The 24,031-nt window shown below is 49.6% G+C and carries 23 protein-coding genes; 18 read left to right on the top strand and 5 right to left on the bottom strand.

The window, feature by feature from the left end:
- Nucleotides 1–151 precede the first annotated feature (151 nt).
- From JUF10_RS06170 to JUF10_RS06140, 7 genes are all read left to right on the top strand, one after another.
- Nucleotides 152–961, top strand: coding sequence for a Cof-type HAD-IIB family hydrolase (locus JUF10_RS06170; protein ID WP_203641351.1), 810 nt, complete (start codon nucleotides 152–154; stop codon nucleotides 959–961).
- 82 nt (nucleotides 962–1,043) lie between these two features.
- Entirely contained in the window at nucleotides 1,044–1,238 is a 195-nt protein-coding gene (locus JUF10_RS06165; protein ID WP_203641350.1) for a hypothetical protein, read from the top strand.
- Nucleotides 1,239–1,447: 209 nt separating this feature from the next.
- Nucleotides 1,448–1,906 (top strand): FMN-binding protein, encoded by a 459-nt coding sequence (locus JUF10_RS06160; RefSeq protein WP_203641349.1) that lies wholly within the window; start codon nucleotides 1,448–1,450, stop codon nucleotides 1,904–1,906.
- A 3-nt stretch (nucleotides 1,907–1,909) separates the two neighbouring features.
- Nucleotides 1,910–2,329, top strand: coding sequence for an FAD:protein FMN transferase (locus tag JUF10_RS06155; RefSeq protein ID WP_203641348.1), 420 nt, complete (start codon nucleotides 1,910–1,912; stop codon nucleotides 2,327–2,329).
- The gene (locus JUF10_RS06150) at nucleotides 2,289–2,672 is read left to right on the top strand and encodes an FAD:protein FMN transferase (RefSeq protein ID WP_203641347.1); all 384 of its coding nucleotides are present in this window, start codon (nucleotides 2,289–2,291) and stop codon (nucleotides 2,670–2,672) included. Before JUF10_RS06155 ends, JUF10_RS06150 begins: the two co-directional genes overlap by 41 nt.
- Entirely contained in the window at nucleotides 2,666–3,946 is a 1,281-nt protein-coding gene (locus tag JUF10_RS06145; RefSeq protein ID WP_203641346.1) for an FAD-binding oxidoreductase, read from the top strand. The genes JUF10_RS06150 and JUF10_RS06145 overlap by 7 nt, the downstream gene beginning before the upstream one ends.
- A gap of 170 nt (nucleotides 3,947–4,116) precedes the next feature.
- Entirely contained in the window at nucleotides 4,117–4,764 is a 648-nt protein-coding gene (locus JUF10_RS06140; protein ID WP_203641345.1) for a matrixin family metalloprotease, read from the top strand.
- 552 nt (nucleotides 4,765–5,316) lie between these two features.
- On the opposite strand, the gene adhP is transcribed toward JUF10_RS06140, so the two are convergent.
- A complete protein-coding gene (adhP, locus tag JUF10_RS06135) occupies nucleotides 5,317–6,333 on the bottom strand; it encodes an alcohol dehydrogenase AdhP (RefSeq protein WP_203641344.1) in 1,017 nt (338 codons plus the stop codon).
- A gap of 418 nt (nucleotides 6,334–6,751) precedes the next feature.
- Here adhP and JUF10_RS06130 point away from each other — a divergent pair, with 418 nt between their 5' ends.
- The 3 genes from JUF10_RS06130 (at nucleotide 6,752) to JUF10_RS06120 (ending at nucleotide 9,614) form a co-directional block, all read left to right on the top strand.
- Nucleotides 6,752–7,438, top strand: a complete 687-nt coding sequence (locus JUF10_RS06130; RefSeq protein WP_048736232.1) for a response regulator transcription factor — start codon at nucleotides 6,752–6,754, stop codon at nucleotides 7,436–7,438.
- A complete protein-coding gene (locus JUF10_RS06125) occupies nucleotides 7,435–9,063 on the top strand; it encodes a HAMP domain-containing sensor histidine kinase (protein WP_203641343.1) in 1,629 nt (542 codons plus the stop codon). Before JUF10_RS06130 ends, JUF10_RS06125 begins: the two co-directional genes overlap by 4 nt.
- 146 nt (nucleotides 9,064–9,209) lie before the next feature.
- Nucleotides 9,210–9,614: a YxeA family protein gene (locus tag JUF10_RS06120; protein WP_203641342.1), complete on the top strand. Its 405-nt coding sequence runs from the start codon at nucleotides 9,210–9,212 to the stop codon at nucleotides 9,612–9,614.
- A 395-nt stretch (nucleotides 9,615–10,009) separates the two neighbouring features.
- On the opposite strand, the gene yidC is transcribed toward JUF10_RS06120, so the two are convergent.
- Nucleotides 10,010–10,921: a membrane protein insertase YidC gene (gene yidC / locus JUF10_RS06115; protein ID WP_203641341.1), complete on the bottom strand. Its 912-nt coding sequence runs from the start codon at nucleotides 10,919–10,921 to the stop codon at nucleotides 10,010–10,012.
- Nucleotides 10,922–11,022: 101 nt separating this feature from the next.
- On the bottom strand, nucleotides 11,023–11,295 hold the full coding sequence (locus JUF10_RS06110; protein ID WP_203641340.1) for an acylphosphatase: 273 nt from the start codon (nucleotides 11,293–11,295) through the stop codon (nucleotides 11,023–11,025).
- Between the two features lie 187 nt (nucleotides 11,296–11,482).
- On the opposite strand from JUF10_RS06110, the gene JUF10_RS06105 reads away from it, so the two are divergent.
- From JUF10_RS06105 to greA, 8 genes are all read left to right on the top strand, one after another.
- On the top strand, nucleotides 11,483–12,253 hold the full coding sequence (locus JUF10_RS06105; RefSeq protein ID WP_203641339.1) for a TrmH family RNA methyltransferase: 771 nt from the start codon (nucleotides 11,483–11,485) through the stop codon (nucleotides 12,251–12,253).
- Between the two features lie 272 nt (nucleotides 12,254–12,525).
- Nucleotides 12,526–13,023 carry an HD domain-containing protein gene (locus JUF10_RS06100; RefSeq protein ID WP_048736225.1) on the top strand — a complete coding sequence of 166 codons (498 nt, stop codon included), beginning with the start codon at nucleotides 12,526–12,528 and terminating at the stop codon, nucleotides 13,021–13,023.
- A 35-nt stretch (nucleotides 13,024–13,058) separates the two neighbouring features.
- Nucleotides 13,059–13,427: a winged helix-turn-helix transcriptional regulator gene (locus JUF10_RS06095; RefSeq protein ID WP_203641338.1), complete on the top strand. Its 369-nt coding sequence runs from the start codon at nucleotides 13,059–13,061 to the stop codon at nucleotides 13,425–13,427.
- A gap of 368 nt (nucleotides 13,428–13,795) precedes the next feature.
- On the top strand, nucleotides 13,796–14,842 hold the full coding sequence (gene pheS / locus JUF10_RS06090; RefSeq protein ID WP_203641337.1) for a phenylalanine--tRNA ligase subunit alpha: 1,047 nt from the start codon (nucleotides 13,796–13,798) through the stop codon (nucleotides 14,840–14,842).
- Nucleotides 14,843–14,851: 9 nt separating this feature from the next.
- The gene (pheT, locus tag JUF10_RS06085) at nucleotides 14,852–17,260 is read left to right on the top strand and encodes a phenylalanine--tRNA ligase subunit beta (RefSeq protein ID WP_203641336.1); all 2,409 of its coding nucleotides are present in this window, start codon (nucleotides 14,852–14,854) and stop codon (nucleotides 17,258–17,260) included.
- A gap of 615 nt (nucleotides 17,261–17,875) precedes the next feature.
- Nucleotides 17,876–19,009, top strand: coding sequence for an endolytic transglycosylase MltG (gene mltG / locus JUF10_RS06080; RefSeq protein WP_373301289.1), 1,134 nt, complete (start codon nucleotides 17,876–17,878; stop codon nucleotides 19,007–19,009).
- A gap of 3 nt (nucleotides 19,010–19,012) precedes the next feature.
- Nucleotides 19,013–19,696, top strand: a complete 684-nt coding sequence (gene udk / locus JUF10_RS06075; protein WP_048736220.1) for a uridine kinase — start codon at nucleotides 19,013–19,015, stop codon at nucleotides 19,694–19,696.
- 107 nt (nucleotides 19,697–19,803) lie between these two features.
- The gene (gene greA, locus JUF10_RS06070; protein ID WP_203641335.1) at nucleotides 19,804–20,280 is read left to right on the top strand and encodes a transcription elongation factor GreA; all 477 of its coding nucleotides are present in this window, start codon (nucleotides 19,804–19,806) and stop codon (nucleotides 20,278–20,280) included.
- A gap of 73 nt (nucleotides 20,281–20,353) precedes the next feature.
- Here the strand turns inward: greA and JUF10_RS06065 are convergent, their stop codons facing one another.
- The gene (locus JUF10_RS06065; protein ID WP_203641334.1) at nucleotides 20,354–20,662 is read right to left on the bottom strand and encodes a HesB/YadR/YfhF family protein; all 309 of its coding nucleotides are present in this window, start codon (nucleotides 20,660–20,662) and stop codon (nucleotides 20,354–20,356) included.
- A 379-nt stretch (nucleotides 20,663–21,041) separates the two neighbouring features.
- A complete protein-coding gene (locus JUF10_RS06060; RefSeq protein ID WP_236008167.1) occupies nucleotides 21,042–23,681 on the bottom strand; it encodes a YfhO family protein in 2,640 nt (879 codons plus the stop codon).
- Between the last annotated feature and the right edge of the window lie 350 nt (nucleotides 23,682–24,031).

The raw sequence follows: 24,031 nt of genomic DNA, 5'->3' as shown, positions 1-24,031 counted from the left end.
TGATACCTGAGATCTACGTCTTGGTGTATTTATTTTGTCCTAAATTCTAAGTGGCTAACTTGATTATAGAATTCGCCTAAATTTTCATTTGGGGACATTCCCTTTTTTCGCGTATAATGTAGCGTACGAAGACAAATTGAGGAGTGAGAACGTGGCAATCAAATTAATCGCAACCGACCTGAACGGAACGTTGCTGCACGGAGATCAGAGTTATAATCAGGCATTATTAAAGACCACGTTGCGTCACTTGGCGGCTAAGGGTATCACCTTGGTCTTGTCGTCTGGAAATCAGTACGCGCACCTACAACAGCTATTTGCGCCGGTCATGGCGGACAACTTAGCGGTCGTAGCGGAAAATGGGGCGTCCATCTATTTAAAGGGCCAACAGGTCTTTGATGGTAGCCTGACGCCAGAACAGGTCCAGCATTTTGTGACGGTCGACTGGCAACGCGACTACCTGCGTGAGTCTTACCTGATTTTGGTGGGTCAGCAGGGGTCCTATACGCAGACTGGTGCGCCACAAGCTTTAATCGATGCCGCCGAGAAGTTTTACGATAATTTACAGCAGGTCGACGATCTTAGCACCGTGACCGACCGCATCAAGAAGATTAGTGTCTCGACAACGCCTGATCAGGCCCATCAACTGGTCACGCAAATGAACGTCGACTTTGCCGGTGAGTTACGTGCGCATGATAGCGGCTATGGCGTCGCAGATGTGGTTGCTGGTAACGTGGGGAAGCTACAAGCCGTACAGTGGTTAGCGCACCATTTTGACGTGAATGCTGACGAGATCATGGCGTTTGGTGACGGGGCGAACGATGTGCCGCTCCTTCAATTCGCCGGTGAAGGTTGGGCAATGTGCAATGCCAAGCCTGAAATTCAGGCCGCCGCAACGCACACAACGGTGGTTGATAATGACCACGATGGTGTTTTGAAGACGATCACAGAACGACTTTTGTAAGGCCAACGCGCTAACGTGAGACTTATCCTACCACCTTGCCCATGTGATAGGTATACTGCTCGGTACAAGGGCGGTGATAGGTGTGAAACGGGTGTTATTAGCTGCTGTGGCGACGTTGGCCATCTTGGGCGATAGTTGGAGCCTCATTGACACTGGTGAGCAGACTAGGCCTGTGGCGGTCTCCGATTCGCGGTTGGTCGTGCGGCCGGATTCACAACGACTGGCACAGAGTGTGCACTTTAGGGCCAGTGCTACTGGTCAACGACAAGCATATTAAATAGACTTTGATGTGGGACTGTGACGACTGTTGCAGTCCTATTTGGTTTGGTTAGCGACTTTCAAAACGTCTGGCAGGTGGTCTCACGATTAGCTAGCGTGGTGGCAACTTGAGTAAGATTCTTAACTATCTTAGCTAGTTTGTAAACGGTTCTTCACATTAACTTCACGATTGCTTTCTATACTTCAAGTCAAAATGAGGTGAGTGACATGAAAAAAATAATCCAAAGTTGTTTAGCCCTAATCATCACCGTTGCCATCATTATCGATGGGGTCCTCCTCTTCTTTAGAAACCGCAATGTCACTGCGCAATCCACGACACAGACATCGACAAGCTCCTCTAGTTCCTCGCAGAAAGTGGCCGCGTCCAGTTCTGCCCGGCAAAAATATCAGAATGGGTCCTATACCGGGAAGGCCACGGCCACGCAATGGGGGGACGTTCAGGTTCAGGCCGTCATCAAGAACGGTAAAATCACGGCCGTCAACGTCCTCGAATATCCCAATGAGAATGGTCACGACAAGGAAATCAATGCGCAGGCACTGCCGACCTATAAGGCAGAGGCTTTAAAAAAACAGAGCGCCAAAATTCAGCTGGTGTCCGGCGCTAGTGAAACTTACAAGGGCTTCACCGGGTCTTTGCAGAACGCTTTAGATCAAGCGGAGGGCTAGCCAATGACGGAGACTAAAATAATCACGAAACAAATCAGCGCCATGGGAATGCCCTTCTCAGTAAAATTTGTTGTCGCAACCGGTCAGGATTTTCAAGCCGCACCGATCGTCCAAAAGGTGACGCGGTATCTCCAACACATCGACCAGGATTTTTCACCGTTTAAGACGACCTCGCTGGTGTGCCAGTTTCAACGCGGGGAGTTAGCGGCTACGGATTTCACGGCGGAGTTTCAGGAAGTCTATGGTTTAGCAATGCGCGCGAGAGAGGCGACGGCGGGGGCATTTGATCCTTTTTACAGCGGTCACTTTGATCCGACGGGGCTCGTAAAGGGATGGGCGATTCAAACGGCCTTTGCGCGTTATTTACAGCCACTTTTGACCAATGAAACGGTTAGTGGCGGCTGCCATCAATGGCGCCGGTGACCTCCAAGCAGGGATCGCGGCCACGACCGCATTTCGCTGGCAAGTTGGCATTGAAGATCCGCATGATCGGCAACAACTCCTAGCCAGTTTTCAGCTGGGAAATGGCGCGATGGCGACTTCCGGCACCAGTCAGCACGGTGAGCACATCATTCGCCAGGACACCCAGCGAATCTTACAGCAGGCCACCATCATTACCCGTGACCTGATCACCGCTGATATCTGGGCGACGGCGGCCATTTCGTTGGGGCCGACAGCCTTCAATCGGTTAACAGCGGGACGGTTACAAAGCGTGTTAGTCGATCAAGCAGATCACATCGTTGGGGAGGAGGGGCAGCCATGTTAAAACGCATTCCGTACGTCCAAGGCATTGTGTGGTTAATGATTTTATTCGTTGTGCCCTTACCGCTGATTCAGGCGTTGGCGCTGGAGTTGCCGGCAGCCTATGCGAGTGAAGCCTTGGCGATTCAGTGGGGGTCGATCGCTTACGTCTGGTTCCTGGCCGCGATTTACTTAAGCACGCGGCCAAAATGGCTGGACCGAATGATTGGTCTGCCTAGCGTCTACTTCATTCATGGCGTCCTCAGCCTGTTTGCTATCGGCTTGGCCTATCTGCATAAGGCGGGTACCCAGTCATTTGGTCTGATCAAGCAGACCGGTGACTGGGCGTTTGACCTCTTCGTTGGCCTGGTCCTCTATTCATTGGTGTTTATGGCGGGGTGGCTAACGAATCGTAGTCGGCGGTTACGTCAGATTAAACGCCTGTTGGAACGGGTCTTTCACCATGAACTCTCCGTGTGGCTGCACCGCCTAAATTTGGTAGCAGTGCTACTCGTCTTCATTCACGTTCAATTGATCAGTTACGTCACGGCGATCACGGCATATATTTGGCTGTTTAATGGCTATACCGCGGTGGTCATGGGCCTGTACTTGTGGCAAAAGTATCGGCAGGTTTGGCGGCTGCTACGGGCACAGTTAGTTGCGACACGGCAACTGACAACTAATTTTGTGGAGCTGACTTTTCAGCTTCAACATCCGCGGCAACTGAAGGTGGCGGCCGGGGACTACGTCTTTTTAAAATTTCCGAAAATTTCCGGGCTACGGGAGTTACATCCATTTTCCGTCGTCAATGCTGTCGATGACGATGGGGTGGTCGTGTTGGCGATTCGTGGGGATGGTGACTTCACGCGGCAGGTCCAAACGGTGGCAGTGGGGAGTCAAGCACGATTGATGGGCAGTTATGGTCGCTTTACGACGTTGCTCCAAGAACGCCCCCACGACCGGTTGGTTTTGATTGGTGGCGGGAGTGGCGTTGTCCCATTACTGGCAGTCATTGCGGCCAATCCAACGGTGAACATCGACCTGTATTACACAGCGCACACAGAAGCACAGTTGATCTACGCGCGGGAGCTCCAGCAACGAGCCACCGCGCACCCCAAGTTGACCCTACACGTTCAGACTGGTCGATTTGATATCCAACAAACGGTGGCAGAGTTCGCCCCGCTGGCCACGGTATATCTGATTTCGGGGCCAGCAGCCATGGGTCGAGCATGGCAACGGGCACTGGCCCAGCAAGGAGTGGCGGCCAAGGATGTGTATTATGAAGAATTCAATTGGTGACCTTAATATAAATGTTGTTATATTCGGCTGTGAAACGCATTAGAGAACTCATTAATGGCCGCGAAAAAATTAAAAAACGGTAGCGATTGTTTCAAAATCTGAGTTTGAATGGTAATTTTCCTAAGTATCAACTAAACTGGCAATAGACTGGATAGAGGAGAAAAACCACCATGCAAAAACGTTGGGGATTATTGTTGGTCGTGCTGGGGAGTTTATTGTTGGTCGGGTTTGGAAGCAATGGGATTCAGACGCTAAAGACGTCATCAATTAGTGTGGCAAAGGCGGCGGGGATTCATTTACCCTTGGTGGGGCGACGAGAAAGTGCTCACGCGACGCCTATCGAGTCAATCGTGCAGCCAAAATCGTTGCAACGGACGTACTATTATCAATTTGCCAAGGGTGTCGATCCAGATTTCAAGCCGCTCTTCGACAAGGCCATCGCGGTCTATAATGAGACGGGTATCGTCAATCTAGTGGCTGGAAAACCAACGACCTTTCAAAACGGGTTGACCTTCTTCATCTACGAAAAGGAAATGCCACGGGCCAACTTTCTGGAGCTGGGCGAGGGTGGCCCGGAGATCAAGCATGGGTTGAGCTACCGCACGCCTTCACTAAACTTAGCACGGGCGGGCCTGAACGTGACGTATCCGGCCGGTCAGGAGACATCGGTGGCGATTCACGAGATCGGTCATGCCCTGGGGTTAGATCACAGTAAGGACCGCACCTCGGTCATGTATCCGATTGATCAGGGCCATACGAAACTGTCGCCAGGTGATATTAAGGCATTGAAACTGATTTACACCGGGCAGATGCAGTAGCTAGTTAAAATCACTGGATGAATTGGGACTGAATTAGAATGTATGATTCGGCGGGGTCCCTGGTAGATGCAATACCTGTGTCGTTTCAGTATTGGCAAGAATTCGTATCGTTAGATTAGTCGCACTCCGGTTGCTAGGGATTCCGCCTGCTGTGGGGACACTTCGGGTTTAGGGGCAGTGCTCCGACTCGAAGTCAGCGGGCTGCATTCCTGTCCTCTTCCGGCTCCGATTGTGTTTTATCACGATAACGGTCGGAAAACATGGAGACTTAGCGCTTTCGTTCCAATCAATAACGACTGTTACAGTCATTATCCTTGTCGTCTACGTACACTGTGTAAGCCGAGAGGTCGGCAGATATGGGCTCAGGCGCGTCGTCGCACCGTTCCAGCCCATATCTGCCGGCCGGTAAGGCGAAGGGGGCGCCAGATTGCCTAGTTTTAGTCCCACTGTTGTTGCTAGAACGGACATGACTGTTAGACAATAAAAGCCACGTGATGATTCCCGCAGCGGGGAACCATCACGTGGCTTATTTTAAATCAGTTTAATTGGGAATTACTTCGTGAAATCAACAACCATCCGACCAACGATCGAGTTGTTCTTCATTTCATCGATGATGTCGTTAACTTCGTCGAGACGACGAGTTTGAACGATAGGGTGAACCTTGCCTTCAGCACCGAATTGGAAGGTTTCAGCTAAGTCTTGACGAGTCCCAACTAAGGAACCACGAACAGAGATACCATCCAAAACAGTCTTAGCAATGTTCAATTCCATATCACCTTGAGGGAGGGCAACGGCAACCAACTTGCCATCTGGCTTCAAAGCGTTAACGGATTGGGTGAAGGCGTCCTTGGTAACGGCAGTAACCTGCGCGTTGTCAACACCGCCAACCTTTTCTTGAATTTGTTCAGCAACGTCACCATCATGACGGTTGATCAAGATTTCAGCGCCGTCCTTCTTGGCAGCAGCTAATTTGTCAGGGTTACCATCAACGGCGATAACGTGAGCACCGAAGACGTTGTGAGCGTATTGGATAGCCAAGTTACCTAAACCACCGGCACCAACAACTTCAACCCATTGGCCTGGCTTAGTTTCGCCGACCTTCAAAGCCTTGTACATGGTAACACCGGCACAAGTCAGAGAAGTTGCTTCGACTGGGTCCAAGCCTTCTGGAACCTTAACGGCGTAGTTAGCGTCAACGATACATTCTTCAGCCATGGCACCGTCAACAGTGAACCCAGAGTTCTTAACGTTACGGCAAAGAGTTTCACGACCGGACAGGCAGTATTCACAGTGGCCACAGCCCTTGAAGAACCAGGCGATAGAAACACGGTCACCGATCTTTAAGTTTTCAACGTCGTCAGCAACTTGGATAACTTTACCGACACCTTCATGACCGATGATCCGGCCGGGTTGCTTGCCGAAGTCACCAGCGGCAACGTGTAAGTCGGTGTGACAAAGGCCACAATATTCCATCTTAACTAAAGCTTCACCGTGGGTAATAGGGCGGAGCGTAACGTCCTTAATGTCTACGTAACCATCAACTGAATCGCGAATAACTGCTGCTTTCATGAAAAATTCCCCTTTTCTATATTGTCTACAAGACCTAGTATACTTAATCCCCACACAAATTCAAGTGAAAATTTGAACAATTTGGTAATTAATTGTCAGGGGCCGAAATAATCCTTCTTACTCTTAACAGGATTAAAATGCTAATTGAATTTGCTTACTAATGTGAAGTAAGTATATAGAAGCCCTTTCAAAAGCAATTACTTCAATAGAATACAACCGGTTGCAATTTCATAAAATCGCTTTATCCGATGATTAGATTGCTTACAAAAGTGATAAATATGAGAGAGCTGACGGTTTTCGCATACAATTATGAGAAAATATGATAAAATTAAATGTTGAAATGAATATCGGACGGTCACGGTCGGTGAGGTTTAGCCGAAGGTGACCGCAGCTAATTAGCCAGAGGAGTTAAAGCGCAATGAGTCGAATTTTAATTATTGAAGACGAAAAAAATCTTGCTCGTTTTGTCGAGCTTGAATTGAAGCATGAAGGATACGAAACCGATGTGCAGTTTAATGGGCGGACCGGTTTGGAGGCAGCGTTATCGCAAGATTTCGATGTCATTTTGCTAGATTTAATGTTGCCAGAACTCAATGGGATCGAAGTTGCTCGCCGGGTTCGCGAAGTCAAGAGTACGCCAATCATCATGATGACGGCCAGAGACTCTGTGATCGACCGGGTTTCCGGATTAGACCACGGTGCCGATGACTACATCGTTAAGCCGTTTGCCATTGAAGAATTACTTGCCCGGGTGCGGGCACTGTTACGGCGGATTCATTTAGAAGGCGAACAGAAGAACACGAAGCAGACGACCGTTAAGTTTAAGGACTTAACGATTGAAAAGGAAAACCGGATCGTTCGGCGGGGCGATGAAGTCATCAACCTGACGAAGCGGGAATACGAATTGCTCTTGGCCTTAATGGAAAACATTAACGTGGTCTTGGCACGAGACGTGCTCTTGACCAAGGTCTGGGGTTACGAATCCGAAGTTGAAACAAACGTGGTGGACGTTTACGTACGTTACTTACGGAACAAAATTGACGTGCCGGGCCAAAAGAGTTATATCCAGACGGTTCGGGGCACAGGGTACGTGATGCGTTCGTGAAATCGCCCGAAGTTGATTTAGCGGCAGATGAGGAGACACCAAAATCTAAAGGGTTCCGCTTTTCCGTCAAGTGGGAGTGGGCTCTGTCCACCGCTTTCGGCGTCCTGGTCATCTTCGCGGTCATTGTTTTTCTGATTTTTAATAGTTTCATGACGGTCCTCATGCGGCAAGAAAAAACGCACGTGGGGGACACGTTAAATGTCGTCGTTGAGAAGCTGAATACCCAAAGGGAACCACTGACGGGCGCAACCGTGAATAACTTGTTGCGGCCTAAGGCGGTCCTAAATGAGGGCAAGCGGCCGGCAGCGCCCTACACCAATGCGGTCATCACCAGTCTGGCACGTGATAGCCAAACGGTGACCGTGTATGATCAGAATGGCAATCCGTTATTTACCACGCGGCAGAATCCGATTTCGTTCAAACGGACCAAGCAACAGCGTATTCAGACCCAAACGATTGCGCATCAAAAGAGTCTGGTTGGGCGCACACCGATTCGCTCCAAACAGGGAAACGCCATCATCGGGTACGTTCAAGTCACGGATAATTTGCGGGATTACCGGGCGACTCAGGTCAAGTTACTGCAGATTGAAGTCGTGCTGGGCCTCATGGCGGCTTTAGCAGCGGCGGTGTTGAGCTACATTTTAGCCACCTTCCTGTTACGGCCGGTGGAGGCCATCCGAGAAACGATTCATGCCGTTCGTGAAGATCCACAAACGGACATGCGGGTTCCCGAAATGCATCACCAAGATGAGCTGAGTGACTTAGGCTTGTTGTTCAACAGTATGCTGGACACCACCCAACGTTACATGGATCAGCAACAGCAATTCGTCGAGGACGTTTCACACGAATTGCGGACACCGGTGGCCATTATTCAGGGCCACATGGAGATGTTGGACCGGTGGGGTAAGGATGACCCCGAGGTGTTGAATGAGTCGATCAAGGCCTCCCTACAGGAAACCAAACGGATGCAGAGTTTAGTTCAAGAAATGTTGGACCTACAACGGGCCGAACAGATCGAAGTGAACTACACCAATGAGGTTTCTGACGTGACGGAAGTCGTTACACAGGTCTATGACAACTTTAAGATGATTCATCCGGATTATCTGTTCATCTTGGATGACGATGTGCATCAGCCGATTCAGGCACAGATCTATCGGAATCATCTGGAACAGATCCTGATCATCCTGTTGGACAATGCGGTGAAATACTCGCAGAAGCGTAAAGAAGTTCACCTGTCCTACGAGAGCGACTCGCGTAACATCGAGATCGCCGTTCAGGACTTCGGTGAGGGAATCTCGCAGGAGAACCGCGACCGGGTCTTCAACCGCTTCTATCGGGTGGATAAGGCCCGTTCACGGACGAAGGGTGGCAACGGTCTGGGCTTGGCAATTGCTAAGCGTCTGATTGAAGCCTACCATGGGCACATTACGATTGAGAGTGCCCTGGGACACGGATCAGTCTTTCGTATCTCACTGCCAATTCTGGCAGATGCCGATGCGAAGATTCTTAACAAGAAAAAAGAACAAGCGCAAGCGGCAAACGAAATTCCTGGTATTCAATCTGAATTATTAGTGGACGATTCGCAAAAGAAGCCAGCCGATGAGTCCGAAGAACATAGAAACTAAAAGATAAAAAATAGGGCGTCATCGAATCTTCTCGTTGGGAGAAGATTCGATGGCGTTTTTTTAGGGTTGACAACTTTTATAAAATTAGTTATTCTATGGTAACTACTTAGTTACTTGAGTAATTAACCAATACAGGGGAGCTTAATATGAAGATTTTAGGGAAGCTGGTTTCAGTAATTGTTGTTTTGGCGGTCTTAGGAGGAGTGGGAGCAGTTGTATTACCCAATATGACGAGAAATAAGCATTCCGAGTTGGCGATGGCGTTGGATAATGTTAATCCAATGGTCAAAACGGAGACGGTTTACGCGTCAACGAATGCCAAGCCCGTTCGTCATTTTATCGGCGGTGGTGGCGAAGATGAGTACACGTACCAATTGTTGACTTACAATGCAGAGGGGAAATCACGAACGCTGACGTTTGATTCGCAGTGGCGGTTGAAACCTCAAAAGTATTTGAAGATCTCGACCAAGGGCCAAAATGTGGAATCCTGGGGTGCAATCGCCAGAGAGACGGTTCCGAGCGGCGTGCGACAGAACTTGATGATGGCGTAACAGATGGGTTTAAAATAACGGCGGTAATGACTGATTGGAGTCGTTACCGCCGTTGTTGATGTATCAAGATATTGTAGGCTACAGTCTGGTGTCAGATGACTGACAGCTGATTTAGATGTTATATACAATTGTGTGGGAACATGTCGGGCTGGCTTTCTGGCAGAACAAGGCTGGTTGGTCGTCGCTACCACGTGAGCGAGCAGGCCGTTTCTCAAGCCGAGATGTTCCCACCACAGCAGGCGGAATCCCTGTCAGCTGGAGCGCGGCCAATTTACACTAGACTTAGTGGTATTGATTCATGCTACTTCTGAGATTAAGCAGTCATTTCATCGTTCAACCTTTAGCTAGTATCAAAAAGGCGGCCCGATTGCTCGGACCGCCTAAAGACTCATCATTTATTGACGATGTTGCTGCTTACCGGCATTACGGTTGCGATTCTTTTGGCTCGTCTTTTGAACACTAGCTTGCTTAGCGGCTGGTGTGACGGGAGTAGGAATAACAGGTTGAACGGGAGCGGGTTGGTTCTTCATCTTCTCGGCAATGTCTTTACGAATCCGTGGCCGGTAGAAGTTGATGATCAACGTTTGCAGGCAGGCGAATAACCCACCGACGAAGAAGTACAGGCCTAATCCGGCTGGTGAACTGATCGTGAAGAACAGGATCATCACTGGAGAAAGGAAAAGGGTGAAGCGCATCTGTTTCTTCTGTTCCTCGGGCATCCCCAATAAGGACAGGTACCCTTGTAGTAAGTAGGACAGGAAGGATAAGACAGCTAAAATCCAACTAGAATGTCCCAGTGGAATCGTGAAGAAGACAGCCTTGGACAGTTCTGGTGAGTACCGAATCGCAGCATACAAAGCGGCGAAGATTGGCATTTGAATCAACAGTGGCAGACAGCCGATCCCACCAGTCATACTGATACCGTTGTTGCGGTAGAGTGCCATCATGGCTTGACTAGCAGCTTGTTGTTCTTCTTGCGTCTTGGCAGCCTTTTGTTGTTTCTGTAAGGCCGTCATTTGTGGCCGAATCATGGAAACTTTTTCCTGTTGTACCGTGGCGTCACGCATCTGCTTGACCATGATTGGTAACAAGACCATCCGCACGATCACGGTCAGGATGATGATGGCCCAGCCATAACTACCGCCAAAGATATTGGCCAGCCAGTCCATCACGTGTTGCCCGGGAATGGCTAAATAGTCATAGACGAAGCCGTAGGGTTTACCGTTTTTGGTCTGCACACAGCCACTGAGAACCAGTGCCATTGCCGCCAAAGCCGCGGTAACCGAAACTCTTTTGGAGATTTTCATTTTTATTTTGAACCCCTTTAGATAACATGTAGAGCGTAGACGCCCCCAAACGACCAAATTGCCGTTAACATCAAACATCTTACTTGATTTGGCGGGCTTTTTCAAATAATAATCCGAAAATCGCTAAAGTGATGCGCGGGACTGTCCGTAATGTCTAGGTCGGTAATAACCACCCAGGGGGTTGTGCCCTGTCGAAGTTGCGCGATAAATGTGTCGAGTTGCTCGGAATCCCCACTAGCGACAATGGCGACCTGACCGCTGGTAAGATTTTTAACGGTCCCAGTGATATTCAGTTGTTGGGCCAAACGGGTCGTTGACCAACGAAAGCCGACGCCTTGTACCTGACCAGTGACCAGAATTCTTTTCGTTTCCAATTCGCGACCTCCTTGATGGACAAAAGTTTTAGGTCAATCATAACGCGCAGGTCCCAGTCTTGCCTAGTAGTATGGTAAGATTAGAATGGAAATGAAACAGAAAAACGTGCCGCTAGTTATCGATGTGCACGGCAGGAATTATTGAACTTAACGAGCATGAATAAATTTGAGATGGGAGTCATCACTAGTGAGAGAAAAAATTACGTCGGGCCAAAACAAAAAGGTCAAGCAATGGCGGTCACTGACCAGCAAAAAAGGGCGGAAGGCTACCCAAACTTACCTATTAGAGGGTTGGCATTTGGTTCAAGAAGCCATTAAGGCCCAACAAAAGTTGACGGCGATTATGGGAACGGCCGATCAATTGGCTGACCATGCTGCTGAATTGCCAGCGGATGTTGCAACCTACGAGCTGACCGACAGCATTGCCCAGACGTTGGGTGATACCGGGACCCCCCAGGGAATCTTCGCAACGGTTCCGCTACCTAAGGATACGGCCGGTGACCCATCAACTGCCAAGGGCGTCTGGCTCTTCCTCGATTATGTGCAGGATCCAGGAAACATTGGCACCATGGTCAGAACAGCGGACGCCGCTGGCTTAGCGGGGGTCGTCTTTGGGAAGGGAACCGCGAGTCGGTTCTTGCCCAAGGTCTTACGGTCGATGCAGGGCAGCCAATTTCATATCGAACTGGTCGAAGCGGACCTCCACGACTGGATTTCAACCTTCACGGGGCGCCAACTACCGGTCTACGGAACGAATCTTGATCCCCAGGCCAAGGACTATCGCGACGTGCCAGCATTAACGGCTGGTGCCATCGTGATGGGCAACGAGGGTAACGGGATGGCACCGGATTTGCAAAAGCTGACCACGCGGAACTTGTATATTCCAATTAAAGGCCAAGCGGAGTCACTGAACGTGGCAATCGCTGCCGGTGTAGTGATGTTCCGGTTGGTTGGCTAGCTATCACCATGGGCGACTTTTAAGCCACATGGGTCATGTGGCTTAAAAGCGAGTGAGAGGACCGCTCCTCAGTCCGAAACGTCCCCACAGCAGGCGGAATTCCTGGCAACCGCAGTGCGACCATTCTATGCAAATCTCGTCAGTTATTCTTTAAAAAATGGTAAATACCCTGACAAAGAGGACGTAATGGTTGCAATTTACGCAAAAGAACGTATGATATAGGGTAATTAAGTGACTAAAAATCATAATTTAAAATGAAAAGGAAGCATTCTATGACCAAACTGACTTGGCGTGATGACCCCGAGTACCTTGCTTTAGTTTCTGATTTGTTGGCCAAGGAGCCGGTTCAACGCCTGGCGAATTACACCCAGCACCATCATTCTGACCGATTGACGCACTGTATTTCAGTGTCCTATAACAGTTATTTGATTGCAAAGAAACTTGGTTTGAATACCCGGGCCGTTGCGCGGGGTGGGTTGTTACATGATCTATTTTATTATGATTGGCGGACGACGAAGTTCAATTTGGGTTCGCACGCGTTTATTCATCCTCGAGTGGCACTCCGGAATGCTGAGAAGTTGACGGACCTGAGCCCGATGGAAAAGGATATCATCTTAAAGCATATGTGGGGCGCTACCTTGGCAACGCCGAAATACCGGGAAAGTGCGATTGTTTCTCTGGTGGATGATTACGAAGCGGTTCACGAATTCTGTGGGCCGGCCCGTAAACGTGTGGAAGCGCTGATGAGTAAACTCACGCCTAACGCCTAGTTTCAACGAAACGTGGATGGGAGGCAAAACTAATAATGCAAATGATATCACCAGATAAACAGGATGAGAGCACGGTTGATTTTGAGTTGTGTCCCCGGTTTGAACAAACCTTCTCATTTCTGGGCAAGAAATGGAACGGCTTAATTATTGACGTTTTACTTCAAGAAGGACCACAACGTTTTCGTGATCTCGCCCGGAAGATTCCGCGCTGTAGTGATCGGGTCTTAGTTGAGCGGTTAAAGGAATTGGAGTCCAACGGAATTATTTTACGCCAGACGTTCCCGGACAATGCGCTGATCGAATACGAGTTAACGCAGAAGGGCCAAGAGTTTAAGGATATTATGACGGCCGTCCATGCGTGGTCCGATAAGTGGTATTGTCCAACCGAAAGTCAGCAGAAGTAGGTTGACAGACCTAGCGAAATTCGTTAGGCTTAAAATACGTAATATTTCAAAAGCGATGATGGAAAAGCAGTAGCCAGCGCGATTTGTCAGGAAGAGTTTGCCATGACTGGAAGCAAACTTCGGATTAGCGGGTGAATTCAGTTCCTGAGTTGGAATCGGGAGTCGTCAATTGACGATGAATGATTTTCCGGTAAGTGACCGTTATCACGACTGAGTGTGGTCGGAGTCTCTGGATTTCGACTGAATCAGGGTGGTACCGCGAAGCTTCGTCCCTATATTTATGGGGAGGAAGCCTTTTTTATTGGCTTCAAACGCGGAATTGATGGAATGTTTTTGGTACTAGGATATAAAAAAATGGAGGATGACGTATGTCGTTAAAAGATAAATTAGACGAACTGCACCAACGCGGTCTAGCAGAAATTAAAAAATCTACTGACTTAAAGGACGTTAACCAGGTGCGGGTCTCACTGTTAGGTAAGAAGGGTCCCATTACCGAAGTTTTACGGGGGATGCGCGACTTAGACGCCGAAGAACGGCCTAAGGTGGGTGCCTTTGCCAACGAAATTCGGGATGACTTGACGGCGGCTTTGACTAAGCGGCGTGAGGAATTGGAAAATGCCGTCTTAAACGCACGATTAGCCAATGAAAAAATCGACGTGACTTTACCAGGAACGCCGGTGGCCAAGGGTGAACCCCACGTGATCCAACAGATCATCGATCAAATCGAAGATCTGTTCTTGGGCATGGGTTACCAAGTACTCAGCGGTCCCGAAGTTGAAGAAGACAAGTACAACTTTGAAATGATGAACTTGCCTAAGAACCATCCAGCTCGTGATATGCAGGATACGTTCTACATTACCAAGGAAATCTTGATGCGGACGCAGACCTCACCAATGCAGGCCCGGACGTTAGAGAAGCACGACTTCAGTCAAGGCCCACTCAAGATGATCTCGCCCGGTGTCGTTTACCGACGGGACACCGATGACCCGACCCACTCCCACCAATTCCATCAGGTGGAAGGGTTAGTTATCGACAAGCACATCACGATGGCCGATTTGAAGGGGACTTTACAAGTTCTGGCCCACGAACTCTTCGGTGACAAATTTGACGTGCGGTTGCGGCCTAGCTACTTCCCATTCACGGAACCTTCCGTTGAAGCCGACATTACCTGCTTCAACTGTGGTGGTAAGGGCTGTAACGTCTGCAAGAACACCGGTTGGATTGAAGTCCTCGGTGCCGGCATGGTCCACCCGAACGTCTTGAAGATGGCCGGTGTGGATCCCGATGTTTACGGCGGATTTGCCTTCGGGGTTGGCCCGGACCGGTTTGCAATGTTGAAGTACGGTGTCGATGACATCCGGAACTTCTACTTGAACGATGTTCGTTTCCTCACGCAATTCACAAAGAAAGGATAACCGCCAATCATGAAGATTTCATACAATTGGATTAAAGAATATTTAGATTTAGACGTTAAACCCGCTGACTTGGCGGAAAAAATCGAACGGACTTCCGTTGAAGTTGACGACGTGGTGACGCCCAGCGATGGCTTGAAGAAGATCGTTGTCGGCCACGTGCTGTCCATCGAAGCCCACCCAGACTCTGATCACTTACACATTTGCCAAGTGGATGTCGGTGAAGACGAGCCCTTACAAATCGTCTGTGGTGCCCCTAACATCGATAAGGGTCAAATGGTCATCGTGGCTTTGCCAGGGTCCCGTATTGCGGACAACGTGAAGATCAAGAAGTCTAAGATGCGCGGGATTCCTTCTGCTGGGATGATCTGTGCTTTACAAGAAATTGGCTTCTCTGACGACGTGGTGCCTAAGGATTACGTCGACGGTATTTACGTATTGCCAGCCGATGCCACTCCTGGGGATGACGTTTACGATTACCTGGGGATGAACGACAGTCTGATCGACCTAGACGTGACGCCTAACCGGGGGGACATGTTGAGCTTGAACGGGACCTTACGCGATTTGGCTGCCATTTACGACAAGCCAGTGACCTTGGACCAACCCGAAGTTAAGGAAACGGGTGACGCCATCGCCGACCAATTGACGATTCACACCGACGCTGACTTAGCACCCCAATACCGGATGCGTTTGGTCAAGCAAATCAAGATTGCTCCAAGTCCAATGTGGCTCCAGATTCGTCTGTGGAACGCGGGTTACCGGCCAATCAACAACGTGGTCGATATCACGAACTACATCATGCTGAAGTACGGCCAACCCTTGCATGCTTTCGACTATGACAAGTTTGCCGGACAAGAGGTTTACGTTCGTAACGCCAAGGCCGGTGAAAAATTAACGACCCTTGACGAAGGCGAGCACGACTTAGACGACCACGACATCGTGATTGCGGACGACAAAGCCCCAATCGCCTTAGCCGGCGTCATGGGTGGATTGAGCACATCAATCACTGACGAAACGACCACGGTGGCCATTGAAGCTGCCGTCTTTGAACACGACCATATCCGTAAGGCGGCTCAACGCCATAATTTACACACGGACGCTTCCCAACGTTTCGAACGGGGCGTTAACCGCGCCGGCGTTCAGGATGCCTTGGATGCTGCCGCAGAAATGATGACTGATTTGGCAGATGGTGCCGTTCAGACCGGCACGGCCGTTGGCTCGGACAATGTGCCAGAACCAGCCGTTATCCCACTGTCATTGAGTCACGTCAACGCTGTCTTGGGGACGGACCTCGAGCTAGCTAAGGTCGTTCACATTTTAGAAAGTCTCGGCTTCACGGTTGCCACGGCCGGCGAAGACATGACCGTTACCGTCCCAATTCGGCGGAACGATATTCACATTCCAGCAGACTTACTGGAAGAAATCGCCCGGATCTATGGTTACGACGAATTGCCAACGACGTTACCAACTGGTCGCATGACCATGGGGACATTGACGAGCGCACAGAAATTAATGCGGGCAACCCGGCACTCCTTAGAAGGCTTAGGGTTGAACCAAGCGATTTCCTATGCCTTGACGACTGCTGACAAGGCGAAGATGTTCATGATGCAACCGAGCGAAGAAACCAATTTGGCTTGGCCAATGAGCGTGGACCACGCCGTATTGCGGATGAACGTTGTCACGGGGCTGTTAGACGACATCGCCTACAACACCGCTCGGAAGGTAAAAGACGTTGCTCTGTACGAACAGGGACGGGTCTTCTACCGTGAGGATGGCAACGACCGGCCAAGCGAAGAAGAACACATTGCTGGGGCCATTACGGGAACATTGATGCCCGCTGGCTGGAACCAACCGGCTAAGGACGTTGATTTCTACCAAATCAAGGGGATCGTTGAAGCTTACTTGAAGGACATGGCCATCAATGGTGATGTGACTTATGAAGCCAACGCGGACATGCCCGAAATGCATCCCGGTCGGACCGCAGATATCTTGGTCCACGGCCACCGCATTGGGTTCATGGGCCAAGTACACCCAACAATCGCGAAGAAATTCAAGATTGGGGCCACTTATGTCTTCGAACTGAACCTGCAAGCCATCATCGACATGCCTAAGCAAGAAAACCAATACGATGTGATCTCTCGTTACCCAGCAATCACGCGAGACATTGCGATGTTAGTGCCAGACGAAGTTACCAACGACCAAATCGTGGCGTTGATCGAAAAGCGCGGCGGGGCGTTCTTACAATCCGTCAAGCTGTTCGATGTGTACGATGGCGTGAAGGTACCAAAGGGCAAGAAGTCCTTGGCCTACACGTTAACGTACCAAGACAAGCACGAAACATTAGTCGACGATGCCGTTACACAAGCCTTCGAAAAGGTTGAGAAGCGGCTCCAAGACGACTTGGGCGCTGAGATTCGTTAGGATTAAGTCTGTAAGTTGAACAAGCAAAGACGTTGTCAGTACCCCGAGCGGGTCGTGGCAACGTCTTTTGGTGTGAAGGTTAGTGAGGGCTGACCGTGACTTTTCTTATCAGCCAGAAGATATGTCTATCATTTGATGGTATAAGTTATTGAATGGGTGCTGGTTGTACGGTATACAGAAAGCACGCGGAGATACTGATCACTCGGTCACCACGGAACCCGTACACAAAAATTGGTAGAAAATTGACTGATAAGTTCGAGAAAGCCTTAGAACTCAACAATTCTAATAGTAGAGAACAACATGAGCCGGAGGAGGCCAGGGATGTAGCCAGCCGTGGTAATATTGGTCGCTGGCCATTGGCTAGCGACCAATATGGGCGACTTTGGAGACACGTGTTCTTCGTGGCTTCAAAGCGAGCGAGAAGCCCGGTCCATAGGCTGAAGCGTCCCCACAGCAGGCGGAATCCCTGGCAGCCGGAGTGCGACCATTTACAGTTTATCTAAACCAATCTAAGCCAAAAGATTACATTTTCCTCAAAGTAGCGCTTTCAGGTTTCCGTGAACGGGGAAGTTCTGTATAATAGAGAAGACTATGGCATAGAACGGAGGAAATAAGTTGGATAATGGCACAAATCCCACCCCATCGCGGCAAGATTCGGGGAATAAACGCTCGTTTGTTCGGCGAATTATGGTTGGTGTGGTGAGCCTACTGGTCATTTTGGCCGTGGCGATTGGGTTCATCGGGTATCACTACTTTCAGTCAGCACTTAAACCGATGAATTCCAGCAACAATAACGTCGTTCAGGTTCACGTTCCCATGGGGGCGACGTCCAATAAGATTGGGCAAATTCTACAGGATAAAAAAGTGGTTAAGAGCGGTATGGTCTTTAACTACTACGTCAAATCAAATAAGTTTACTAATTTTCGGGCGGGGTATTACCAGTTGAAACCGTCGATGACGCTTAAGCAGATCGCCAAGCAGTTACAAAAGGGCGGTTCGGCTGAGCCAATTCAGAGTACGGCTGGGAAGGTCCTCATGCGTGAGGGCGAAACAATCGACCAGTTGGCCGCCGAGATTCCAATTCAGACCGACTTCACCAAGAAAGAGTTCATGAGTTTGATTACGGATCAGGCCTTCTTCAACCAGTTGGCCGCTAAGTTCCCGCAACTTTTAAGTTCGGCTAAGAAAGCGAAGAACGTTCGGTACCGGTTGGAAGGTTACTTGGCACCAGCAACTTATCAGGCTGGTAAGAAGATGACTTTAAAGCAATTAATTACCCAAATGGTTGCTAAAACGGATCAAAACCTGCAGGGCAGTTACGCAACGATGAAGAAGCAAAAGCGGACGGTACAAGAAACATTGACGCTGGCTTCTCTGGTTGAACGTGAAGGGGTGACCCAGTCCGACCGGAATAAGATTGCCGGGGTCTTCTTGAACCGAATCGATGCCGGGATGGCCTTACAATCTGACATTTCCGTTCAATACGCGCTGAAGACGACGAAGAAGACCTTGACGTATAAGGATTTGAAGAAGAAGTCACCGTATAACCTGTACATCAATACGGGCTATGGACCTGGTCCCTTCGATAATCCAAGCGTTTCTTCCGTGAAGGCGGTCTTGCATCCAACGGACCGGAAGAAGGGGTACTACTACTTCATCGCGAACACCAAGACGGGGAAGGTTTACTTCTCCGAGACGTACGCACAGCATCAAGAGAAAACAAGTTCATTAGCAAGCGATAATAAATAAAGGATGGCGACAGTGTTGGCAAACAAAAAACGACCGATTATTATTGGAGTTACTGGGGGTTCTGGTAGCGGTAAGACGACCGTTAGTCGGGCAATCTTCAATCAGCTGATTGGACATTCCATTATGATCCTACAACAGGATTCGTACTACAATAATCAGGATGATATGACGATGGAAGAACGGGCAGCCGTCAACTACGACCACCCCTTAGCCTTCGATACGGATCTCTTGATCAAGCAGTTGAAGCAGCTGCTGAACTACGAAGCCATTGAAAAGCCCGTTTACGACTACACATTGTCGACGCGAAGCAAGAAGACGATTCATCAGGAACCACGGGACGTTATCATTTTGGAAGGTATCTTAATTTTAGATGATGAACGCTTGCGGGACCTCATGGACATCAAGGTGTTCGTTGACACCGATGATGATATTCGGATCATTCGGCGGATTCAACGCGATATGAACGAACGGGGCCGGTCACTGGAATCCGTTATCCAACAGTATTTGGCAACGGTTAAGCCAACTTATCACCAATTCGTTGAGCCAACGAAGCGCTACGCCGACCTGATTGTGCCAGAAGGTGGCGAGAACCAAGTAGCCATCGACTTGTTAGTCACTAAGATCCGGGCCATTTTGGAAGCCAGCGGAAACAAAGAAGTTTTTGACAATCCAGATACAAGCATATAGAATAGGACGGGTTAGCTGGATGACGGCTAACCTTTTCTAAAATCAAAATTAAAGTTGGTTCGCAGTGGCGACCAATAACTTAAAAAAAGATAAAAGGGGTGGCCAGTGTGGCACAAGATAAAATGTATCCAATGACTGAAGAAGGTAAGGAAAAGCTGGAAAAGGAGCTTGAGGACTTAAAAATGGTTCAACGGCCTAAGGTTATCGATCGTATTAAGATCGCCCGTTCTTACGGAGACCTTTCCGAAAATTCCGAATACGAATCAGCTAAGGACGAACAAAGTATGTTAGAGACGCGGATCAGCACCGTTGAACGGATGCTCCAATACGCGCAAATTATCGACAACGATTCTACCGACAAGGACGAAATCACGGTTGGTAAGAAAGTGACCTTCAAGGAACTTCCTGACGAAGAACCTGAAGAATACACGATCGTTGGGGCCGCAGAAGCTGACCCAATGTCTGGTAAGATCTCTAACGATTCACCGATCGCCAAGGGTCTTTTAGGTCACCGTAATGGGGAAGAAGTCACCTTTAACACCCCAGGTGGTGCCATGTCCGTTAAGATTTTAGCGGTTGAATAATTTAAGTAAATAACTTGATAGAAAAAATCCCGCCATTGCGTCTTCGCAATGGCGGGATTTTTTCTAGGCAATATTAACGGTCAAGTTCGCCGTTGTCATCGTAAATGTAGGTTGGACCATCAGTTTGTGGGTCGTAGTCGATCGTTAGGTCATACCCCACGAAGAACCACTGGTCGCCTTCAGTGATGTAGTAAGTCACATCGTCCTTTTTTTCAGCAACGATGGGGTCACGCGGGTTGTCATCGGGTGTCATCCCCAAAGAAAATCCTTCATGGACGGGTGTCTTGCCGTAGACTTTGCCGAAGAAACGAATCCCACGGCCGGTCATTCCCATTTCATCACGGAACCATTTGCTGGCTGCATCAGTAACTGTAATCTTCATAATTATAAGACTCCTCTTAAACAGGCTATGAATCCGTTTTCAATCTCATTTATACCACGTCAAGGAGGTCCTTGGCAAGTATCACTTCACAAACTACATTATGCACGATTTAATTGTGCTTAGCTAGTAAAGTGCTCAATCGACTGCGACTGAAAATAAGGCGGTCTCGTGTTTCTTTCGCCTTACCGGTCGTGGGACGCTGCAAATACAGATTAAAGTCTCGAGATGTGGCGGTGGCAGTAGAAAACTACTGCCACCTGAGCGTAACGCCATACCTGTAGCCATATCGGGGAGCTGCGCCATAAAAATAGCGCCGCAACATGTTGGTTGCGACGCCATTTGAAACTTCTGGTTTAACTACTTTTAGAACGAACTAGCTTTACTGCCGCTTACGGACGATCCACCAGCCACCGAGCAGTATAAGAAGCGTACCGCCGCTGACGAGCAGGCCAGCGTTTAAGAGTGGTGGCCAGTAAGACAGGGTGACCGTGTTCTTGCCCTTAGGCAATTTGATAGCGGTGAACATGTTCAGCGTCTTATAGGTCTTGGCAGGCTTGCCGTTGACCGTTGCGTGCCATCCCTTGGAGTAAGGAATCGAGGTGTTTAGGACTTGATTTTGCTGGGTCGTGGTCATCGTGCCACTGAAGTAACGACTTGAGTGCTTCGTCAGGTGCCAAGGCTGTGCTTGCAACTGTTTGACCGCTTGCTGGAACGTTGCCGTGTTCAGCCGGTATAGCGTGAAGTTTTGCAGCCACAGTGACCCTTTCTTTAGCTGAATCGTGAGCTTCTGGGTCTTGCCCTTAGCATGATCGGCCGCACTCACCAGAATCGTGTTACGGTAGGTTTTATACTGATCCAACTGCTTGCCATTTAAGATGAAAGTGGCATTGTCGGGGTTGACCGTGGACCCAAAGGTCAGGTAGTAGGCATCGTTGCTAGTTGGCTTAAAGGTCAACGTGATCTTGGCGGGCTTCAACAGGTTCTTCTTTTGTAGCATGGCCCCGGTGATCTTGGTTTGTTGACCGAGGTTTTGGAAGTCGACCTGATTGAAATTCTCTGCCGTATAGAGGTGTTGATCGTTCGGATTACCAGTCAAAGCAGCTAACCAGTTAGCCTGATATTGCGCGGGATCGGCCGTCTTATTCTTTAAGGCTAAAATTTGTGAGCTGGCAGCGTAACCCATGGGAAGCGCGTACGGGTTACGGTAAGTCGTTGCCCAGTGATCTTGGTTGGTGACGCGGTAATCAGCCAGGTCAGCTTTGTTAGTCGATGCCGGTAGAATGCTAGTTCCTCCCAGAGCGCCCGCCAGTTGCTTCTGCTGGAAGTAGTACTTCATGTTCAGCAGGGAGTCGGTGACCAGGGTACCGTTACTGTATTCCACGAACCCATCACCGTCCGGATTTCCAATATTACCGAAGAAGGTCGGCGTGGTCTTGGTCAGCACGGAGGAGAAGACGCCCCCGCCGTTATAGCCCGTTTGAAAGGCATCGCCCTTAGTCCGCAAGAAGGTCTTGCCAATGCGGTAGGCGCCGGTATCCTTCCTCTGGACGTGGTTGACGAGGCGCTGGAGTTCATCGGTATAGTTGCCATATTCGCCTTGCGAGACGTAGCTGATGTTGTTTAGCGAGATAAAAGCGTTGGCACTGACCTCGGTGACCCCGATGACGAAGAAGGTCAACGGGTAGATCCAGTGATGGTGAATTGGCAGCGTCGTCAGGGCAAGGGCGAAGATGATAAATAGCAGCCCGAGTAACACCTGACTCCAGGAGAGAAACGCGAACTTTTTCAAATTGAGCGCCACGTAGGCACTCCCGGCCGCCACTATCAAAGTGACGATGGCAATTGCCAGCCAGCCGGGTTGAAAGTCGTTGGTCAACGTTTGCGCGGCTAACCAGATCAGCCAGAAACTGACGATAAATGAGAACCGGTACGGATACCAAACGGGAAACTGACCGGCGTGCCAAAGTAGGTCCAGCGGTTGCACGCACAGGGACAGGGCGAGAAATATGGTGACGATGCCCGCTGTAAGCCGACTGCTGAGGCGAATGCGTCGGTCGCTGAAGAAGAATAGACTCCCCAGCAGGGCAATGGCACCAATAAACAGGTTGGCCGTCCCATCGGGCATTTGGTCGAAATTAAAGGCCCCCATGAAGAACTTCGCTAGCATCTTCGGTGGGAAGAACTCAAACTTCCATTTAAAAGAGGTCACGGTGTATTGCGCCTTACTCTGCGAGAGTGACCACCAAGTTGGTAGGAGCACGAACGCGGCGAGCAGGCCACTAACGGCCGAGGTCCAGGCGAAACGGAAAGCTTGCCCCCAGAAATGCCGCCAGTTGGTGAATTGGTCGACGGCTAACCAAATAAAGGCAAGAATCATAAAAAGGCAGATCATGTAAGCCATGTAGTAGTTCACGACTAACATCAGGGTCAACCAGATGACGTAGGTCCGCCATTTACCAGTCTGCATGAGCAGGTAGAGCCCATAAAAGATCAAAGGTAGGAGGTAAGCGGCATCCAGCCACATGACGTTCAACTGGTTGGCAATCGACCAGCCCATCAAGGCATAGGCCGTGGCGAAGGTAATGGCCTTCAAACCAGTCTGCTTCGTCGTTTTATCCAGTAACCAGGCAAAGGTCAACCCGGAAAGACCGTATTTGATGACGGTCAGGAGGAAAACGCCGGTCGTTAGGGATGTTCCTGGACATAGTAGTAAGATCCAGTTCAACGGACTCAGCAGATAGTAAGACCAGGTTCCCAGCATTTCACCGCCGAGGCCATTAGCAAAGGAGTAAAAGATGCTGCTGGGATCGTGCAGGAGCGCCCGTCTGAGGTAGGCAAAGAAGTCGATGTACTGCTGACCCAAATCCACGGTCAACAGGCTACTAGAGCCAAATGGAGCCATCTGACGGTAGATAAAGTAGACGGTCATCAGAATAAAGGGCGTCAGGAAAGCCCCGAGTAGGGTAAATTGACGTTGGGTCAAAGACCAGCGCCGTTTTCGTGCTTGCAAATAAGCCACCTCAATCTTAAAAATAGTTGTGTTTCAAATAGTCGTTCTGATAGCCCAGTAACACGGCGAGGCCCATTCGCCTTACCCGGCCGCCAGATATGGGCTGGAACGGTGCGGATACAACTTGAAGCCTCGAAAAACACGAGTCTTCAAGCTTGATCTTCTACTAAGCTGGCAAAAAACGCCAACTAAGTAGAACGACGCGCCTGAGCCCATATCTGGCGACCTCTCGGCTTACATCGTGGGACGACCTGAGAGACACGTGTTCTTCGTGGCTTTCAGGCGAGCTGGAAGCCTGTTCTTTGGCCGGAGGCGTTCCCCATAGTAGGCGGAATTTCTGACCGCCGCAGTGCAACCAA

This window comes from Levilactobacillus andaensis (assembly GCF_016861695.1).
GTDB classification, from domain to species: Bacteria; Bacillota; Bacilli; order Lactobacillales; family Lactobacillaceae; genus Levilactobacillus; species Levilactobacillus andaensis.
Note: the sequence above shows the minus strand (reverse complement) of the source record. Positions and strands in the feature narration are given on the sequence as shown.

Excerpts from the sequence above, each read along its gene's own strand:
- JUF10_RS06160 (WP_203641349.1), top strand. The coding sequence starts at position 1,448 with ATGAAAAAAATAATCCAAAGTTGTTTAGCCCTAATCATCACCGTTGCC.
- JUF10_RS06155 (WP_203641348.1), top strand. The coding sequence starts at position 1,910 with ATGACGGAGACTAAAATAATCACGAAACAAATCAGCGCCATGGGAATG.
- JUF10_RS06150 (WP_203641347.1), top strand. The coding sequence starts at position 2,289 with ATGAAACGGTTAGTGGCGGCTGCCATCAATGGCGCCGGTGACCTCCAA.
- JUF10_RS06145 (WP_203641346.1), top strand. The coding sequence starts at position 2,666 with ATGTTAAAACGCATTCCGTACGTCCAAGGCATTGTGTGGTTAATGATT.
- JUF10_RS06140 (WP_203641345.1), top strand. The coding sequence starts at position 4,117 with ATGCAAAAACGTTGGGGATTATTGTTGGTCGTGCTGGGGAGTTTATTG.
- adhP (WP_203641344.1), bottom strand. The coding sequence starts at position 6,333 with ATGAAAGCAGCAGTTATTCGCGATTCAGTTGATGGTTACGTAGACATT.
- JUF10_RS06130 (WP_048736232.1), top strand. The coding sequence starts at position 6,752 with ATGAGTCGAATTTTAATTATTGAAGACGAAAAAAATCTTGCTCGTTTT.
- JUF10_RS06120 (WP_203641342.1), top strand. The coding sequence starts at position 9,210 with ATGAAGATTTTAGGGAAGCTGGTTTCAGTAATTGTTGTTTTGGCGGTC.
- yidC (WP_203641341.1), bottom strand. The coding sequence starts at position 10,921 with ATGAAAATCTCCAAAAGAGTTTCGGTTACCGCGGCTTTGGCGGCAATG.
- JUF10_RS06100 (WP_048736225.1), top strand. The coding sequence starts at position 12,526 with ATGACCAAACTGACTTGGCGTGATGACCCCGAGTACCTTGCTTTAGTT.
- JUF10_RS06095 (WP_203641338.1), top strand. The coding sequence starts at position 13,059 with ATGCAAATGATATCACCAGATAAACAGGATGAGAGCACGGTTGATTTT.
- pheS (WP_203641337.1), top strand. The coding sequence starts at position 13,796 with ATGTCGTTAAAAGATAAATTAGACGAACTGCACCAACGCGGTCTAGCA.
- pheT (WP_203641336.1), top strand. The coding sequence starts at position 14,852 with ATGAAGATTTCATACAATTGGATTAAAGAATATTTAGATTTAGACGTT.
- udk (WP_048736220.1), top strand. The coding sequence starts at position 19,013 with ATGGCGACAGTGTTGGCAAACAAAAAACGACCGATTATTATTGGAGTT.
- JUF10_RS06065 (WP_203641334.1), bottom strand. The coding sequence starts at position 20,662 with ATGAAGATTACAGTTACTGATGCAGCCAGCAAATGGTTCCGTGATGAA.